Origin of the sequence: Nocardia sp. NPDC051321 (assembly GCF_044455225.1) — a bacterium.
GTDB lineage: Bacteria > Actinomycetota > Actinomycetes > Mycobacteriales > Mycobacteriaceae > Nocardia.
In genome coordinates this window covers 33,474-49,936 of sequence record NZ_JBITEM010000017.1, presented here as the reverse complement: position 1 = coordinate 49,936, position 16,463 = coordinate 33,474, and the positions used below count along the sequence as shown (strand labels likewise).

Sequence of the window (16,463 nt, the reverse complement as noted above, 5' to 3'; positions counted from 1 at the left end):
TAGCACTATCCCTACTACGTAGAAACAGACGTACGTGGCTCGACTGAATTATCAGTATTGTCCGCAGCGGCGGGGACATTATGGTCGGTGAGGGTTTTCCCGGGGATCTCGGACAAGCCACGTTCGGCCAAGTTGCGGCGGGCTTGGGCCAGCGGGAACGCCAGCACGCGCAGATCATGGAAGAGCTTCACCGCGATCGTCGGCCAGATCGCTCCGGTCAATTTGTAGGTCAGCGCGAGGGCGACACCACCGAATATCACCTGAGCGGAAACGGCGGGACGGAATCCGTGCCGCAGGCCATCGATGACGCCACCGGCAACGATGATCAGGATCCAGAACGGCAGGTCCGGCCACAGCAGCGCGACCGCGTAGATGGTGAAGCCGCGGTAGACGACCTCCTCGGCGGGGGTGCTGAACGAGTTGGCCAGCCACCAGAACCGCTCGATCGAGCTCTCCGGCGTGATGAAGACGACGTACTCGATCTTGTGCGCGATCCAGTCCTTGCCGCGCCGGCCGCCGAGCAGTGGAATCAGCACGGGTCCAAGTAGATACGAGACGTAGATGGCGACGATGGCCAGGCTGATGATCTTCTCGGTGAGCGAGAAGCCGCGGAAGACGGCGAAGTCGAAGTGGGTCAGCCCGAGCTCGTGTACCGAGGTGCCGCTGACGGCGAAGGCGACGAGGATGACGGCGAGCGTCGCCCAGGTCCGGAAGACGCCACCCTGATACAGGCGGACGCGCGCGTCGGAGCGCTCACCGAATTCCTTCGTGAAGACGCGGACCGAGAATATCTCGAAGAATGGCTCGGCAAAGACGAGATAGACAAGCAGAATTATGCAGAAGATTTCCATCGGGAGGCCCCGTTCACTTCCGGTCGGGTCGGTCTTTACATTTCAGTGGAGTGGGGTCGTCCGCGCCCTCATGCTAGGGACAACTAATTAAACGCAGGTCGAGGAAAACATCGGTGATTTGCCCTACTGCCCGAGCACTGACATCACCTACCTACGGCGTCGTCCTGAACACATCGGCAGACAGTACAACCGTACTGAGATGACTGTCTACAGCTTCCACCTGGAAGCGCCTGTGAGCTGAGACACCGGTTTTATACGGAGTAAGGACCTCCGCATGCAGTGAGCGCCATACGTCCCATTCGCCGCATTTTTTCGTCCGATTCCACCTGGTCGGACAAACGACGTCAACCATTCACCACGTGGCATTCAACTGCCGGAAACGTTCTGCGTCAGTCAATGGAACATCTGGTTACGTCAATTTGATAGCTAATTGTTTGCCGAAGATGTGCGGGCGTCCAACTTCGTATGTACGGTCGTCCAACACCGGGCTACGGCACCCCTTCGCGGGCCGGCCTCGATCGGTGCCGAAGCCGGCCGATCGCAGGCTCGCCACGGACCACCTCGACACCCGAACGCCGAAAATATTCCGAGCGGGAATAGCTGGGACCGGACTACGTTCCTTGATGGTGGTTAGTCGAACAAACGAAAGGGGCCGCGCGCGTGGCAACCGAGACAGTGGCAACGTCGGTCGGCTTCCGATCGGAGCGTGGCGCCATACTCGGTGCGCTGATGCTCTCGACGGGCCTAGTAGCGTTGGATTCCACCATCATCGCCACCGCGGTGCTCACCATCACCAGCACCCTCGGCGGATTCGCGCAGTTCCCCTGGCTGTTCTCCATCTATCTCCTGGCGCAGGCGGTCACCGTCCCGATCTACGGCAAGCTCGCCGACACGGTCGGGCGTAAGCCGGTCCTCATGTTCGGGATCGCGGTGTTCGCGCTCGGCTCGCTGCTGTGCGGGCTGGCGACGAGCATGCTCGGGCTGATCATCTTCCGCGCCGTGCAGGGCATCGGCGCAGGCGCGATCCAGCCGATGACGATGACCATCGCCAGCGACCTCTACACACTCACCGAACGCGCGAAGGTACAGGGATATCTGGCGAGCGTGTGGGCGATGTCCTCGGTGGCGGGGCCGCTGCTCGGTGGCGTCTTCGCCGATTACCTCAGCTGGCGCTGGATCTTCCTGATCAACCTGCCGCTGTCGGCCGTCGCGGCCTGGATGCTGCTGCGCAAGTTCACCGAGAGCGCGCCGCGGCGCAAACAGAAGGTGGACTATCTCGGCGCCGCCCTCTTGACGGTGGGCGCGGGTGCGCTGATCCTCGGCTTGCTCGAGGGCGGGCAGGCATGGGCGTGGAACTCCCCCGCAGGCATCGGCATCTTCGTCGGCGGTGCGGTCCTGCTGGTGCTGTTCGGCCTGGTCGAGCGGCGGGCGGAGAACCCGATCCTGCCGCTGTGGGTGTTCACCCGCCGGGTGATCATCGCGAGCAGCCTGGTTTCCGTGCTCGTCGGCACCATCCTGATCGGCTTGACCTCCTACGTCCCGACGTTCACCCAGGGCGTGCTCGGCACCGGCGCGCTGGTCGCCGGACTCACCGTCGGCGTGCTCACCCTCGGCTGGCCGATCGCCGCCTCGCAGGCCGGAAAACTGTACCTGCGCATCGGGTTTCGGTCGACCGCGCTGATCGGCAGCGGGCTGGCGACCGTGGGTGCCGCGACAACGCTGCTGATCAACGAGGATTCCACGCTGTGGCAGGTCGCCGGATCGTGTTTCGTGATCGGCATCGGCATGGGCCTGGTCGCGACGCCGACGCTCATCGCGGCGCAGACGAGTGCGGACTGGTCAGAGCGGGGCGTGGTGACCTCGGCCAATATGTTCGGCCGCTCGATCGGCAGCGCGGTCGGCGTCGCGATCTTCGGCGCGATCGTGAACGCGCGGGTGGGCCACACCGATCATCCGGCGGCGTCGACCCTGTCGTCGGCGGTGCATCTGGTCTTCATCGCGGTCTTGGTGATGGCGGCCGTGATGGTGCTGGCCGCGGCGTGCATGCCGGGTCGCAAGACCGTCGTCGCCTAGTCAAGCGAACTCGAAGGTCGCGACGACCGGCGCGTGATCGGATTCGGGGAACTTCTTGTCCGTGGCGAAGTCGGCGGACTCGTCGTGCAGCAGTTCGTTGTGGATCTCGGTGCCGCGGTAGTTGGCGAGCAGGTTCCGGGTGACCAGCAGGTGGTCGAGCATCTGCCCCCTGCCGTGATGGAACAGCGAGTAGCGCGAGGATTCGGGGACGCTGGTCTCCAGTGGCACCAGTACTCGGCCCGCCAGCGCGCCGTTGCCGGTGTCCTCGACGTCGCCGCGGATGGCGACCAGCGGCACCTCGTCGGCGGTGGAATTGAAATCGCCGGCGACCACGATGCGGGCGCCAGGATCCTGGTCGAATATCTGATCGACCAGCCGCCGGACCTCGACGGCCTGGCTCATTCGTTTCATCGCGGACAGGAACGAGCCCTCAGCGGCCGCTCCCGCGTCGCGCCAGGTGAAGCGGTCGAGCTTCTGGCCTGCGATGTCGGTGGGTAGCTTCGACTTGAGGTGCACCACGATCACGTGCAGCGGCGAACCGAGCAGGTCGAGTTCGACGTGCAGGATCGGTCGCTCGATGGCGATCGACTGTGGTTGCGCCGCAGGTGGATTGGCGGTGAGCACCTGGTAGATCGGTGCCGCGACCAGATCGTTGAGCAATTGGGCGTGCGCGGTGACCGGTAGCGAGGTGACCACCGCGATGTTGCGTTCGTCGAATACCTCGCCGTTGGCCTTCTCGGTCGAGACGACGTTCCAGCCCGCCAGGGCGGTGCCTCGCAGCAGGTCGGTCAGCGCGATCAGCGACCGAGGTTGGCCGGGACGCTCCTGCCCGTTCACCTCCTGCAGGCACAAGACGTCGGCGCGGAGGCGGTTGATCTGCGGGCGCATCACCGCGATGCGGTCTGCCAGGGTCGGCTCGAAGGGCGTGGGGTTCGGCGTCTCATCGAAGTTTTCGAGATTGAACGTCGCGATACGCAGGGTGACCATTACACACATCCTCATCAGGCCCCGACGATTCGTACCCGTCAATTGTCGCGCCGCCTAGACGTTTCGAGGCGCGTACCGGACTACCCGAAAATGTCTGTTGGTCCCCGCTCCACGTGCTGAGTACGCCGTCGGGGATAGTGCTGGCGGTCAGAGGTCGAGGATGAGGTGGGTGAAGGGGCCTGGGGCGGTTGTGCAGAGACGGAGGGGGCGGGGGTAGTGGTCGCCGGGGTGGGGGCCGGTGGCGGCGAGGGCTACCGTTTCGCAGGTTCCGCAGATACCTGCTCGGCACATCGAGTCGATGGCGATGCCCTCGTCCTCCAGTGCCTCTAGCACGGTGAAGGCGGGTGGAACCAGCACTGTGCGGCCGGATTTGCGCAGTTCGACCACGAGGGGCGGAATCATCGGACGGGGCAGCGGGCCAGGCCGGCGGCTGACTCGTCGTGTTGGTCGTAGGGGGTGCCGTAGATACCGACACGGGCGGCGAGCAACTTCGCGACCTTGGTGTTGCGGCGCCAGACCGGGTCGTCGGCGGCCGCTCGGCGGACCATGCGGGCGTTGGCGCCCGGTAGTGCGTCATCGAGTGCGCGAAGCCGGACGTCGAGTGCGGCCGCGACGCCGGTCAGTGACGACCATGGTTGTACCGGCACGTCACGTAATGGCGTGCTGCGGACCAACTCTCGCACGAGTGCTTCGCTGCTGAAGTAGGTCAGCAGGCCGAGCAGCGGTGCCGTCGCCTGGACTTTCAGTCGATCGATGACGCTGGTTGCGCCCGCGAGGCGATGTGTTGCCGCCCCGGCCATGTTCGCGGTCCACTCCGGCGCGACACCGGCCGTGGCGACCATGTAGTCCGACATCTCCATGCCTTCGACGGCGGTGCGCGGGATCAGTTCGTCCGCGACGCCGAACACGTAGGCGATGTAGGCCCAGTAGTGCATCACCGCATTCAGTTGCCGCTCAGTGGATTTGCGACCGTGGGTGTGGTCGAAGCACATCGGCGACAGGCCGAAGGTCACCGCCGCGCCCAGCATCGTGCTGTTGGAGATGGGGTTGCCGTGCGTGGCGAAATGGTCGGCGCCCCAAGCGCGGCGCAATCCGGCGCGCACCTGGGCGTGCATGAGTCGCACGCGCACCGTGTCTTTGAACACCGGTGACCAGCGGTCCATGCCGCCCCGGACCGTCACATTGCGAAACCAGGTGGAGGTCTCCAGGTTTCGCCGGTAGGGATCGTTGACGAATCGGCCGGTGGCGCCGGTCGCGGAGGCGACCTCGGCGCCGACGAAGGTGCCCATGAAGTCCTGCACGCCCATGGCGAGCTTGCCGGAGGTGGAGACGTTGATCCACAGTTGGCGGCCGCGCTCCCAGAGGTCGGGGTCGTACCAGTCCGGTGGATTGTCCAGCGTGGTGAACAGCGCGACGAGTTCCGGTGGCGGCTCGTCGAGTGCGTCGATGCCGTGGTCGAGCGCCTGATCGAGGAGCCGCCTGCCCTCGGCGGTGCCGATTCGGTGGAACGCGGCGACCAGCTGGTCCATCGGCTCGTCGCCCTGCCAGAGGTGGTCGGCCATCAGTCGGGTGCGCGGGGTTTCGGCCGGGACCGGCCGTACGTCGATCCACGGTGACAGGATCGATTTTCTTGGCTCGTACCATAATTCGGAGGCGACGGCACGCGGCGGTGGCGGGCGCAGCGGCATGCCCTCGCGATAGTAATAGTCGAACGCGTGCGCGGCGGTGTTCACGTCCAGCATCGGTCAAAATCCTGTCAGTTGCCGGAATTTCGAGGCGGGGGTCGACCCGTGATCGGCGTGCACCGGGCAGTAGTGCTTGGGGTCGTCGCGGTGTTCGGTTGCGGGCCAGAGCAATTCGGGCGCCTCCGGCGGCGCCAGCGTCGCGGGCCGGAGACCGCGTTCGCGGCGGCGACCGGCCCGGATGCGGGGGAAGAAGTAGCGGATCTCGTCCGGCGTCACCCGGTTCATCGCCGTGAACAGCGCACACCAGCGGTCGAACAGGAACTGGTCCCGTCGCGTCCAGCTGAAGCCCATCGTGCGCCGGATAGCCGGGTCGCACAGGCCGACCGTGACGAACTTGTAGAACTTGGCACCTGACGGGCGAAAGAGTTTCTCCCACAATGGTTTCGGAAGCAGTTCCAGCAGCGGGAACGGTGGCACCGGGGCGTTCTCGGCCAGCCGGTACACCTCCCATGCGGCCTGCGTCGGCTCCAAGACGTTCTCGCACATGTCATTCCAGTAGTCCTGGAACTCCGGCCAGCTCTTCGGGACGACCCGCATGCTCATCCCGTACATCTCGTACCACTGGTATTGCTCGCGCCACAGCTGTTCGCGTTGCGCGGGTGTGAGCCCGCCCATGAACAGTTCGCCCGCGCGCAGCGTCTGCACGAAAAACACCGCGTGTGCCCAATAGAAGGTGCCGGGGTCCAGCGCGTGATACCGCCGCCCCTGCGCGTCGACGCCCTTGATGGTGCGGTGGTAGTTCACGATCTCGCGGGCGGTCTGCTCGGCCCGCGGACCGTCGAAGACCACGCCGACAATCGGATACGCCGAGCGCAGGACCCGCTGATAGAACTCGTCCTTGATCTCGGAGTGGTACTCGACGCCCGCGCCGAGACCGGGATGCATGTTCTGCACCATGCCAAGGAACAGCCCGCTTGGCGCGAAGTAGAGCGACCCGAAGATCCGCCAGGTCAACGAGTCCGGACCGAGTGGCACGGGTGCGCTGGGGCTCTCGTGCAGCACGTCATTGTGTGCGACCATGAATTGATGCTGACACGAATAAATACTCGCGTTCAATTCGTCTTCTGATGCCGCCGAGGACGCGGAAAACGCCGCAGCAGGAGCGCTCTCGCACGATGGTGCGGCGCATCGTCGATGCCGGGCAGGCCGTGCTGATCGAGCACGGTTATGACGGCGCGTCTACCAATCGGATCGCCGAAGCGGCGGGAATCAGTCCGGGTTCGCTGTACCAGTATTTTCCGGGCAAGGACGCGATTGTCACCGCGGTGATCGACCGCTACAACAGCGAGGTCGCGTCCCGGGTGCACAGCAGTGTGCTTTCCCAACTCCAACAGCCGCCCGAAACCGCCGTTCCCGCAGCAATTTCCGCGCTGCTGGATGCTTTGGGCAGCCATCCGGCGCTGCTACGCGCGGTTATCGAGCAGACGCCGCGGCTCAGCGGTGACAACACCGTCTTCGCCTTCGAACAACAGATCGGCGAGCTGGCCCGCGTCGCACTGACCATGCACCGGGACTCACTCCCCGACGACGTGGACTTCGAAGCGGCCTCCTGGATGCTGGTCCGCGCGGTCGAACACCTCGCCATCCGCTACATCCTCGACCAGCCCGCAGTCTCCCGCGAGCGCTTCCTCGCCGACATCACGCGGCTCGTACTGAACTACTTCCGCTCAGCCCCAAGCCCTCCACCTGCGAAAACCCCAGCGCACCAGCGTTCACGAGCAAAACGCGAGTAGACCTCCGGACAGCCGCACCACTCTTGATTTTCGGCACCTGGAATCGCATGCGAATTCCGGTGCGGGAGATCAGGAGTGGTGCGGCTGGCGTGCTTAGCGGCCTGCGGAGCTGCGCGCGGGATCTGTTGTGCTGCCGGTCTTTCCGAGGCGGGTTAGGGCTAGGTAGCCGGCGGATACGAGGAGCGCCCAGACGACGCCGACGAGCACGGCGGTGCGGCCACTGTCGGTGAAGAAGAGCAACACGACTACCAGTGCGAGGAACGCCAGTGCCAGCACGGTCGTGTAAGGCGCGCCGGGCAGGCGATAGTCGGTGGCCGGGAGTTCACCGCGAGCCACCCTGGCGCGGTAGATCAGGTGGCAGACCAAGATCATGCCCCAGACGAAGATGATGCCGATGGTGCTCACCGAGGTGATGTAGGCGAACGCCTTGTCCGGGGAGATGATGTTGACGATCACGCCGATCACCATCGCCGCGGCCGACGCCGAGATGCCGATGTAGGGCACGTGGCGCGAGCTCAGCTTGTTCAGCGCGGCCGGGGCTTCCCCATGCAGCGACAGGGTGCGCAGCATGCGGCCGGTCGAGTAGATGCCTGAGTTACACGACGAGAGCGCCGCGGTCAGCAACACGAAATTGATAATGCCCGCGGCACCGGGAATGCCGATCTGCTGGAACACCTCGACGAACGGGCTCTTGCCCGCGTGGAAGGTCCGCCAGCTGGACACCGACATGATCACCAGCAGCGCACCCACGTAGAACAGGCCGATCCGGAACGGCAGCGTATTGATCGCCTTGCGCAGGGTCTTGCGCGGATCGCGGGCCTCACCGGCGGTGACGCCGACCAGCTCGACACCGACGTAGGCGAACAACACGATCTGCAGCACCAGCAGCGACTGGCCGAAGCCGTTCGGGAAAACGCCGCCGTCGGCCCACAGGTTGGTCACGGTCGGGTTGGCGGCGTGGCCGAAACCGATGGTCAGCACGCCGATACCGAGCAGGATCATACCGATGATCGCGGTCACCTTGATGGTGGAGAACCAGAACTCGCCCTCACCGAACAGCCGCACCGAGATCAGGTTCGCCGCGAACATCACCGCGAGCACCACCAGCGCCGTGATCCACGGCTGGATGTCGAACCAGTACTGCACATACTTCCCAGCGACGGTGATCTCGGCCATGCAGGTGGCCACCCACACCGCCCAGTACGACCAGCCGGTGACGAAACCCGCGTAGCGGCCGAGGAATTCGTGCGCGTACTCGGCGAAACTGCCGGAGACCGGACGGTAGGTGAGCAACTCGCCCAGCGCCCGCATGATCACGAAGATCGCCACGCCCGCCGCGAGATAGGCCAGGATCAGCGCCGGTCCGGCCTGCTCGATCGCGCCGCCCGCGCCGTAGAACAGGCCGGTGCCGATCGCGCCGCCGATGGCGATCATCTGAATGGTCCGCGGGCTCAGGCCGCGTGAATAGCCCTCCGAATCGCCGGTGCCGGTCGAATCTTGGGTTCCAGCGTCCGATAAATGACTGTCGGCGGCTGTCATAGTGCGGTCCTTCTCTCTTGCGGCACTTCCGGGGGCGTCGGTCGGTGACCCCGGACACATGACATGGGATCATCGCATGTTCCGGAATCGGACAGCACGGCACGCTACCGGTAAATCAGCTGTGCAGGGAGATCAACTCGGAGTAGGGTCGGTAAGGTAACCCTAATTAGCAGTGGGAGGAACACCTATGGCCCGACCCCGCACCACCCTGACCGTGCAGCACACCGAATGGTTGAGCCCGCACCTGATCCGGGTCCACCTCGGCGGCCCCGGCTTCGCCACGTTCCAGGCCAGCGAGTTCACCGATTCCTACGTCAAGTTCATCTTCGAACGCGACGGAATCGACGTGCTGCGCACCTACACCGTCCGCTCGATCGACCAGGACGCAGGCCAGCTCGCGGCCGATTTCGTGTATCACGGCGCCGAGGGCATCGCGGGACCGTGGGCGGCCGAGGCCAAGCCCGGCGACACCATCGATCTGTTCGGTCCCGGCGGGGCATACGCGCCTCGCACCGACGCCGACTGGCACCTGCTGGCCGGTGACGAGGCCGCGCTGCCCGCCATCGCCGCCGCACTCGAGGCGATGGATTCGACGGCTGTCGGCTACGCGTTCATCGAGGTCGCCGGACCCGACGACGAGCTGCCGCTGCGCAAGCCCGACGGTATCGAACTCACCTGGCTGCACCGCGGCAGCCAGGCACCGGGCGAAGCGCTCGCCGAGAGTGTCCGCAACGCACCGTGGAAAGACGGCCAGGTGCAGGTCTTCATCCACGGCGAGGCGCAGGCCGTCATGCACGACATGCGCCGCTACGTCCGCCGGGAACGCGGCGTGTCCGCCGAGTGGGCGAATTCGATCTCCGGCTACTGGCGGCGCGGACGCACCGAAGAGGGCTTCCGCGAATGGAAGGCCGAGCTCAAGGAGAAAGAGACCGCGCCGGCGAACGGCTGAACGTAACGCAATCCCGCTGCCGCGCAAGGCTTTTCCAGCCGCGCGGCAGTGGGATCAGTTCAGGACTTCATCGATCGCCGATCGCGTCGCCGCGACATATTTCGCCGGGTCGGTAAGAAAAACATCGTGTGCGGCGTCGAGTTCGATCACCGTGGCCTCGAGCAGAGCGGCCAATTCACGCTGATCTTTGGGCGGCACCGCACCGTCTCGCGTGGTCACCACCACTGCCGTCGGCAATCCGGCGAGCTCCGACGCGTGCGGCCGGAAATCGAACACATACTCGGCGAGAATCACGTCGACGATCACCCGCGGGTGACACTGCCCCAACTCCGCCCGCAGCCACGGCCACAGCCGCGCGACCTCATCGGACTTGATTCGAGCCTTCCAGAAATAAGACAACGGTACCGACCGGCCGATCCCGCCACTGCGATGCGCGAACGGCCGCAGGCCCCGGAAAAATACCCGCCCGATCTTGTCCTCGGTACTGTCGAACGCCATCGCGGTCGCCTCGAATACCAACCCGCGCACCCGATCTCGGTGTCGCCGAGCGAACTCCAAGCCGACCGGCCCGCCCAGCGAATACCCGCACACCACCACCTGATCGATACCGAGCGCATCCAACACGACGGCCGCGTCATCCGCGCACTGCGCAATGTCGAACCGGTCCCCCGGGCCCAACGGCAATCCCCGACCATGCCCCCGCATGTCCATCGCGACCAAGCCGTATTCGTCGGCGACAGGTCGCATCAGGTGACAGAAGTTCACATCCGCCGTCAATGCCCAGCCATGTAGCAAGAGGATCGGAGGGTCCCCAGGCACGAACCGGACGTCGACGCTCGAGCCGTCGGGCAACTCAACCGTTCGGCGCGGCGGCAACGCGACCGGAGCAGCGATGGCAGCACCACTTCGTGGAAGGCTCGTCACCTACTCGACGGTAGCCGATCGGCGTTTCTCCGCGACCGCGGCTGATGGACGTCGACTGCCTTCAGCAAGTCGGCAGACTGCCAGGTGCTGCCAGGCTGCTTGCCACGATCCAGCAAACCTAGTTACGCTCGGGCCCTGCTGGAATTCATCACGAACGGCTTCTTCCTCTGCTTCGAGGGCACCGGCCAGTCCTGGACGAGCACCATCAACGGCGTGGTGAGTATCTGGTCGGGGCCATACACGGTGGTCGCCTCGACCGGCCAGGAAGATCCGGTCATCGTGCCGCCGTACACCACGAATTCCGATGGGTCCGGACGTCCGTACACCATCATCGATGTCCAGCTTCTGCAACTGTAGAGTCCACGACTTCGGGTCCCGCGCCATGATTCAGCGCGGGACCCGAAGTGCTGCATCGCTATTGATTGGTGCGCAGCGCCTCCTCCACGAACTTCGTGGTGTAGGTCTTGTCCAACTTGATCCGGTCCCGCACCGGCGCCACATTGTGCGAATACTTGCCGAGAATATTCAAGACGTTCTCCGCCCCTTCGGCTTTCATCAGACCGTCACCATTGAACATGCCGATCGAGTCACGAATGGATTGGATGTAGAGGTCCTTGCCCGCGTTCGCGTACTGCGAGGGCATCTTGGCGGCAATCTCCTCCGGCGTGTGCTTCTTGATCCACTGCAGCGTCTGCACGAAGGCCGACGCCAACTTCTGGACGATGTCCGGGTGCGACTCCACGGTTTCGCAGCGCATGTACAGCGAGCTCGCCGGGTACAGCCCGCCGAGGGCGGCACGGGTGCTGGCCTCGGTGCGCATGTCGACCAGTATTTCGGCCTCGCCCGAGTTGACCATCTGCGCCACCGTCGGATCGGTGGTCATACCGGCGTCGATGCCGTTGTGGTTCATACCCGCGATGAAGGTCTGGCCCGCACCGGCGCGCACCCGGGTGTAGTCCGCGGTGGTCATGCCTTCGATTCCGGTGAGCGCCTGGGTCAGGAAGTCGGTGGAGGAACCGAACGACGTGACGCCGAGATTGCGACCACGCAGATCCTTCACCGATTTGACGGTGTCCGCATCAGCCTTGGCCACCAACTCCACCTCGCCGGGCACATCGGCGAACTGCACCACCGAGGTGAGGCACTGCTCCTTGGCCTGCAGGTCGACGGTGTGGTCGTAGAAACCGACCACGGCCTGCACATCGCCGGTCAGCAACGCTGTTTCGGCATTCGCGCCGGACTGTTCGCCGAGCAGCGAGACGTCGATGTCGTTCTTCTCGAAGAAGCCGAGTTGCTTGGTGAGCATGGCGGGCAGGTAGATCACCTTCTCCAGTCCGCCGACCATGATGGTGATCTGTGGCCGCCCGTTGGACATGGGAATGGTGCGTGACTCGCGGCAGCCGGTGACCAGCAGTAGCGCCGCGATGGCGAGAACGACGATCCCAGAGTTCTTGATGTACTTCATCACTCAGATCCCGTGGCTCGACTGCGCTTGCGAAGGACGCCATTTCAGCAGCTTGCCCTCGGCGAAACCGATCGCCCACTCCGCGAGCAAGGCGATCACCGTGATGATGATCATGCCCGCGTAGATGCCCGCCGAATCGAAGGTGCCCTGGGCGTTACTGATCAGCAAGCCCAAACCCTTACTGGCACCGGCGTATTCACCGACCACCGCGCCGATCAGGGCGAAGCCGAACGCGGTGTGCAGGCTGGACAGAATCCAGGTGGTGGCGCTGGGCAGCACGATCGCGGTGAGCACCTGGCGCTTACTCGCACCGAGGATGCGCGCGTTGTTGATGACGTTGCCGTCGACCTCGCGGGCACCGGTGAAGGCGTTGAAGAACACCACGAAGAACACCAGCACGACCACCGTCGCGACCTTCGAGCTGAGCCCGAGACCGAACCAGATGATGAACAGCGCGGCGAGCACGATGCGCGGTACCGCGTTGAGCGCCTTGATGAATGGCGCGAGCACGTCGGCCCAGTACCGGCTCCGGCCGAGCAGGGTGCCGAGCACGACACCGGCGACCGCGCCGATCAGGAAGCCGAGCACGGCCTCCTCGACGGTGGTGAATATCTGCAGCCAGATCGTGCCGAATTGGGTGCCCTCGGTGAACCATTCGACCAACCGGTCCCAGATCAGCGTGGGCTTGGAGTAGAAGAACGGATCGATCCACAATGAGGCGGTGAGCTCCCACGAGCCGAGCCACAGTGCGATCAGGGCCAATCGCAGGCCCCAGGTGCGGATGCGCGCGCGGCGGGCGTTGGTGCGCACCCGGGTGAGGATCTGCTCCTCGGTCTCGTTCTCCGGCACCGGCGAAGCGGCAGAACCCTTTTCGAGGACGTTATGCGACACGGGAGGCTCCCTTGGCTCGAGCCGCATCGACCTCATCGCGCAGCGTTTCCCAAATCTCTTTGTAGATATCGCGGAACTCGGTGGTGAGCCGCACCTCTTCGACATCGCGTGGCCGATCGAGGCCGACGGTGAAGTTGCCGCACACCGTCGCCGGGCTCGCCGTCATCACGACGACCCGGTCGGCCAGCACGATCGCCTCCTCCAGGTCGTGGGTGACAAAGATGACCGCGGCGTTGGTCCCCGCCCACACGCGCAGCAGTTCATCCTGCATGAGCTGGCGGGTCTGCACGTCGAGCGCGCTGAACGGCTCATCCATCAGCAGGATTTCCGGATCGTTGACCAGCGTCTGCGCCAGCGCGACGCGCTTGCGCATGCCGCCGGACAGCTGATGCGGGTAGTAGGTCTCGAACCCGGCCAGGCTGACCTTGTGCACCCAGACCGAAGCCTTCTCGCGCGCTTCGGTTTTCGACGCGCCACGCAGCCGCGGGCCGAGGGCGACGTTGTCCAGCACGGACTTCCACGGCAGCACGGCGTCCTGCTGGAACATGTAGCCGATGCCGTCGGGGATGCCGTCGACGTCCTTGCCGCGCACCAGCGTCCGGCCGGCCGAGGCGGGCTCGAGCCCGGAGACCAGGGACAGGGTGGTCGACTTGCCGCAGCCGGTCGGGCCGACCACGGAAACGAATTCGCCGGGGCGGACCTCCAGGTCGAGGTTCTTGACGGCGGTGTGGATGCCGCCCCCGGTGCCGGGGAAACGCTTCGTTGCGCTCCGCAGCTCGATGAGTGGGTGGTTCATGGTGCTTGCTCCTGCGAGATCGAGGTAGAGCGAACGTACGTGTCCCCGGTCACACGGCGGAGCTTGTGCGCACAAGCCGTGCAAAGTGCCGATTCGCTGGTTCTGCGCATTCTGCTCACCCCTGGGCAGTGGTCTATGCTGCGGCAATGGCGAATGAGGGCGCGCCTGCCGTGCGATTGAGGACTCAAGTTCTGCTGCTGCAGATCGTGGTGGTCACCCTGACCCTCGGCGTCGCCTTCGCCGTTTTCGGCTACCTCAGCGACCAACGCTTGCGCGACGGGTACGGCCAGCGCGCCCTCGCGATCGCGCGCACCGTCGCCGCCGACCCAGTGGTCCGGGACGAGGTGACCAAGTACGCGCCGGGTGCCATCAGCGCCGACCCGCAGCTGCGCGAGCGGCTGGCCGCCGGGCCGCTGGAGCGGATCGCCGTGGACACGACGCAGCGAACCGACGCCTTGTTCGTGGTGATCACCGACGATTCCGGGATCCGGCTTGCGCATCCGGACGCGGCGCGGCTCACCGAGCATGTGAGCACCGATCCCTCGGGCGCGCTCGCCGGGCGCGAGGTGATCGCCGAGGAGCGCGGCACGCTCGGCGACTCGGTGCGGGCGAAAGTCCCTGTCCTCGAACCTGGTTCGGATCGCATCGTGGGCGCGGTCAGCGTCGGCATCGCCACCGACGCGGTGCGCGACCAGTTGCTCGACGATCTGCGGACGGCGGGTCTGCTCGTGGGTGCCGCGCTGCTGGTCGGGATCGCGGGATCCATGCTGCTCGCCCGGCGCTGGCGCGGTCTGACGCTCGGGTTGGAGCCCGCCGAACTCGCCGAGCTGGTGCGCGGTCAGGCCGCGGTGTTGCACGGCATCGGCCGTGGCGTGCTAGCGGTCGACTCTTCTTGGCGCACAACGTTTGTCAATGACGAGGCGCGCAGGCTGCTCGGGATCGGCGCGGACATCGGGCGGCCGGTCGACGAGATCGGGCTCACGCCGCGGGTCCTAGAGGTGTTCCGCGGGCTCGACGAGCAGCCCGCGTCGGCGACGGTCGGTTCGCACATCGTCGTCGTCGCGGCGCGGCCGGTGCATCGGGACCGCCGCGATCTGGGCGCGGTGCTGACCGTGCGGGATCGCACCGACGTGGAGGCGCTGACCCGCCAGCTCGACGCCGTGCAGTCGATGAGCACGGTGTTGCGCGCGCAGCGGCACGAGTTCTCCAACAAGATGCACCTGATCAGCGGGCTGTTGCACGGCGGACGCACCGAGGAGGCGTCGCGCTCGATCGACGAGATGATCGGCGCCGGTCCGCTCGGCGCGGCCGCGCCCGGCATCGACGCCATCCACGATGCCTATCTACAAGCGTTCCTCGCGGCGAAAGCGGCGCACGCGCGCGAAAGCGGCGTCGAACTGGTCCTCGGCCCGAACACCTGGGTGGACGGCAGCCTCGTCGATCCCGTCGACGTGACGACCGTGCTCGGCAATCTGCTCGACAACGCGATCGAGGCGGTGCGCGCCTCGGATCATCCGATCAAGCAGGTGGAAGTCGAACTGGTGCAGGAAGATTCGACGCTGCACATCGTGGTGGCGGACAGCGGTGACGGTGTCGCGCCGGAGCTGATCGATGTGCTGTTCACCGAAGGCACCTCCACCCGCGACAGCGGCGACGTGCCCGGCGGCCGCGGCGTCGGCCTCGCGCTGATCCGGCAGATCGCCCGCAACCACGGCGGCGACGTCCGACTAGCCAGTCCGCGCGGTGGCACTCCCCCGCTGACCGGTGCCGAATTCAATGCCCGCATTCCCGAAGTGCTCGTAGACAGCAAGGTGTCATGGCTCCATCAGACTTAACCGTTCTCGTCGTCGACGACGACTTCCGTGTCGCAAACCTGCATGCCGGAATAGTCGACTCCATCGCGGGTTTCACCGTCGCGGGTACCGCCAACACATTGGCCACCGCCCGCGACATACTGGCGGCCGGACCGGTCGACCTAGCCCTGGTGGACGTCTACCTTCCCGACGGCTCCGGCATCGACTTCGTCCGCGAATTGCGTTGCGATGCCATGGTTCTGACGGCCTCCACGGACAGCGGCGCCGTCCGTGCCGCGCTGTCCGCCGGAGCGCTCGCCTTCCTCGTCAAACCGTTCCCGCACACCGAACTCGCCGCCCGCCTAGCCGCCTACGCCCGCTACCGCCGCATCCTCACCACACCCCAGGTGGACAACGCCCGAGTAGACGCCGCCCTGCAAGCCCTGCGCCCGCCCGGCGCCACGACCAGCACCCCCACTACCGTCACCTCACCCACCAAAGACCTTGTCCTGCACTCGATCCTAGAAGCAGGCACGCCCCTCTCCGCCGGCGAAGTAGCCACCGCCATCGGCATCTCCCGCGCCACCGCCCAGCGCTACCTGGCCACCCTCGTAGGCACCGGCGTCCTGCGCATGAGCCTGCGCTACGGCAGCACCGGGCGCCCCGAGCAGGAGTACTCGGCGGCTCCCCGCGAGGCGAGATCGGAACGTTGAGATC

The 16,463-nt window shown here is 65.6% G+C and carries 16 protein-coding genes; 6 read left to right on the top strand and 10 right to left on the bottom strand.

The genetic code is table 11. From position 1 onward, the window contains the following. Positions 1 to 14 precede the first annotated feature (14 nt). Positions 15 to 851: a type II CAAX prenyl endopeptidase Rce1 family protein gene (locus ACIA8C_RS34975; protein WP_397142259.1), complete on the bottom strand. Its 837-nt coding sequence runs from the start codon at positions 849 to 851 to the stop codon at positions 15 to 17. 660 nt (positions 852 to 1,511) lie between these two features. Between ACIA8C_RS34975 and ACIA8C_RS34970 the strand changes: the two genes are divergently transcribed. Continuing rightward, on the top strand, positions 1,512 to 2,924 hold the full coding sequence (locus tag ACIA8C_RS34970; RefSeq protein WP_397142257.1) for an MDR family MFS transporter: 1,413 nt from the start codon (positions 1,512 to 1,514) through the stop codon (positions 2,922 to 2,924). Here the strand turns inward: ACIA8C_RS34970 and ACIA8C_RS34965 are convergent, their stop codons facing one another. From ACIA8C_RS34965 to ACIA8C_RS34950, 4 genes are all read right to left on the bottom strand, one after another. Next, a complete protein-coding gene (locus ACIA8C_RS34965) occupies positions 2,925 to 3,911 on the bottom strand; it encodes an endonuclease/exonuclease/phosphatase family protein (RefSeq protein WP_397142255.1) in 987 nt (328 codons plus the stop codon). 147 nt (positions 3,912 to 4,058) lie between these two features. Next, entirely contained in the window at positions 4,059 to 4,313 is a 255-nt protein-coding gene (locus ACIA8C_RS34960) for a 2Fe-2S iron-sulfur cluster-binding protein (RefSeq protein WP_397142253.1), read from the bottom strand. Continuing rightward, a complete protein-coding gene (locus tag ACIA8C_RS34955) occupies positions 4,310 to 5,653 on the bottom strand; it encodes an oxygenase MpaB family protein (protein WP_397142251.1) in 1,344 nt (447 codons plus the stop codon). Before ACIA8C_RS34955 ends, ACIA8C_RS34960 begins: the two co-directional genes overlap by 4 nt. Positions 5,654 to 5,656: 3 nt before the next feature. Then, positions 5,657 to 6,676: an oxygenase MpaB family protein gene (locus ACIA8C_RS34950; protein ID WP_397142249.1), complete on the bottom strand. Its 1,020-nt coding sequence runs from the start codon at positions 6,674 to 6,676 to the stop codon at positions 5,657 to 5,659. 95 nt (positions 6,677 to 6,771) lie between these two features. Here ACIA8C_RS34950 and ACIA8C_RS34945 point away from each other — a divergent pair, with 95 nt between their 5' ends. Beyond that, complete coding sequence (locus ACIA8C_RS34945; protein WP_397142247.1) at positions 6,772 to 7,389, top strand: TetR/AcrR family transcriptional regulator; 618 nt, start codon at positions 6,772 to 6,774, stop codon at positions 7,387 to 7,389. 93 nt (positions 7,390 to 7,482) lie between these two features. Here the strand turns inward: ACIA8C_RS34945 and ACIA8C_RS34940 are convergent, their stop codons facing one another. Then, positions 7,483 to 8,928, bottom strand: coding sequence for an amino acid permease (locus ACIA8C_RS34940; RefSeq protein ID WP_397142245.1), 1,446 nt, complete (start codon positions 8,926 to 8,928; stop codon positions 7,483 to 7,485). Between the two features lie 187 nt (positions 8,929 to 9,115). Between ACIA8C_RS34940 and ACIA8C_RS34935 the strand changes: the two genes are divergently transcribed. After that, the gene (locus tag ACIA8C_RS34935) at positions 9,116 to 9,877 is read left to right on the top strand and encodes a siderophore-interacting protein (protein ID WP_397142243.1); all 762 of its coding nucleotides are present in this window, start codon (positions 9,116 to 9,118) and stop codon (positions 9,875 to 9,877) included. 54 nt (positions 9,878 to 9,931) lie between these two features. Here ACIA8C_RS34935 and ACIA8C_RS34930 read toward each other — a convergent pair whose 3' ends face one another. After that, complete coding sequence (locus ACIA8C_RS34930; protein WP_397142576.1) at positions 9,932 to 10,696, bottom strand: alpha/beta fold hydrolase; 765 nt, start codon at positions 10,694 to 10,696, stop codon at positions 9,932 to 9,934. A 204-nt stretch (positions 10,697 to 10,900) separates the two neighbouring features. Here ACIA8C_RS34930 and ACIA8C_RS34925 point away from each other — a divergent pair, with 204 nt between their 5' ends. Further along, entirely contained in the window at positions 10,901 to 11,158 is a 258-nt protein-coding gene (locus ACIA8C_RS34925; protein WP_397142241.1) for a hypothetical protein, read from the top strand. Positions 11,159 to 11,216: 58 nt separating this feature from the next. Here ACIA8C_RS34925 and ACIA8C_RS34920 read toward each other — a convergent pair whose 3' ends face one another. From ACIA8C_RS34920 to ACIA8C_RS34910, 3 genes are read right to left on the bottom strand one after another with little or no spacing between them, the layout of a single operon-like run. After that, on the bottom strand, positions 11,217 to 12,266 hold the full coding sequence (locus ACIA8C_RS34920; RefSeq protein ID WP_397142239.1) for an ABC transporter substrate-binding protein: 1,050 nt from the start codon (positions 12,264 to 12,266) through the stop codon (positions 11,217 to 11,219). 3 nt (positions 12,267 to 12,269) lie between these two features. Further along, positions 12,270 to 13,157: an ABC transporter permease gene (locus ACIA8C_RS34915; protein ID WP_397142237.1), complete on the bottom strand. Its 888-nt coding sequence runs from the start codon at positions 13,155 to 13,157 to the stop codon at positions 12,270 to 12,272. Continuing rightward, the gene (locus ACIA8C_RS34910; RefSeq protein ID WP_397142235.1) at positions 13,147 to 13,953 is read right to left on the bottom strand and encodes an ABC transporter ATP-binding protein; all 807 of its coding nucleotides are present in this window, start codon (positions 13,951 to 13,953) and stop codon (positions 13,147 to 13,149) included. The genes ACIA8C_RS34915 and ACIA8C_RS34910 overlap by 11 nt, the downstream gene beginning before the upstream one ends. 146 nt (positions 13,954 to 14,099) lie before the next feature. Here ACIA8C_RS34910 and ACIA8C_RS34905 point away from each other — a divergent pair, with 146 nt between their 5' ends. Both ACIA8C_RS34905 and ACIA8C_RS34900 read left to right on the top strand, forming a co-directional pair. Next, positions 14,100 to 15,788: an ATP-binding protein gene (locus ACIA8C_RS34905; RefSeq protein WP_397142233.1), complete on the top strand. Its 1,689-nt coding sequence runs from the start codon at positions 14,100 to 14,102 to the stop codon at positions 15,786 to 15,788. After that, the gene (locus ACIA8C_RS34900) at positions 15,770 to 16,459 is read left to right on the top strand and encodes a response regulator (RefSeq protein WP_397142231.1); all 690 of its coding nucleotides are present in this window, start codon (positions 15,770 to 15,772) and stop codon (positions 16,457 to 16,459) included. The genes ACIA8C_RS34905 and ACIA8C_RS34900 overlap by 19 nt, the downstream gene beginning before the upstream one ends. The last annotated feature ends 4 nt before the right edge of the window (positions 16,460 to 16,463 follow it).

What these genes read in the sequence shown, in the direction of transcription:
- ACIA8C_RS34975 (WP_397142259.1), bottom strand. Translation starts at nt 851, where the DNA reads ATGGAAATCTTCTGCATAATTCTGCTTGTCTATCTCGTCTTTGCCGAG.
- ACIA8C_RS34965 (WP_397142255.1), bottom strand. Translation starts at nt 3,911, where the DNA reads ATGGTCACCCTGCGTATCGCGACGTTCAATCTCGAAAACTTCGATGAG.
- ACIA8C_RS34960 (WP_397142253.1), bottom strand. Translation starts at nt 4,313, where the DNA reads ATGATTCCGCCCCTCGTGGTCGAACTGCGCAAATCCGGCCGCACAGTG.
- ACIA8C_RS34955 (WP_397142251.1), bottom strand. Translation starts at nt 5,653, where the DNA reads ATGCTGGACGTGAACACCGCCGCGCACGCGTTCGACTATTACTATCGC.
- ACIA8C_RS34950 (WP_397142249.1), bottom strand. Translation starts at nt 6,676, where the DNA reads ATGGTCGCACACAATGACGTGCTGCACGAGAGCCCCAGCGCACCCGTG.
- ACIA8C_RS34945 (WP_397142247.1), top strand. Translation starts at nt 6,772, where the DNA reads ATGGTGCGGCGCATCGTCGATGCCGGGCAGGCCGTGCTGATCGAGCAC.
- ACIA8C_RS34940 (WP_397142245.1), bottom strand. Translation starts at nt 8,928, where the DNA reads ATGACAGCCGCCGACAGTCATTTATCGGACGCTGGAACCCAAGATTCG.
- ACIA8C_RS34935 (WP_397142243.1), top strand. Translation starts at nt 9,116, where the DNA reads ATGGCCCGACCCCGCACCACCCTGACCGTGCAGCACACCGAATGGTTG.
- ACIA8C_RS34920 (WP_397142239.1), bottom strand. Translation starts at nt 12,266, where the DNA reads ATGAAGTACATCAAGAACTCTGGGATCGTCGTTCTCGCCATCGCGGCG.
- ACIA8C_RS34910 (WP_397142235.1), bottom strand. Translation starts at nt 13,953, where the DNA reads ATGAACCACCCACTCATCGAGCTGCGGAGCGCAACGAAGCGTTTCCCC.
- ACIA8C_RS34905 (WP_397142233.1), top strand. Translation starts at nt 14,100, where the DNA reads ATGGCGAATGAGGGCGCGCCTGCCGTGCGATTGAGGACTCAAGTTCTG.
- ACIA8C_RS34900 (WP_397142231.1), top strand. Translation starts at nt 15,770, where the DNA reads ATGGCTCCATCAGACTTAACCGTTCTCGTCGTCGACGACGACTTCCGT.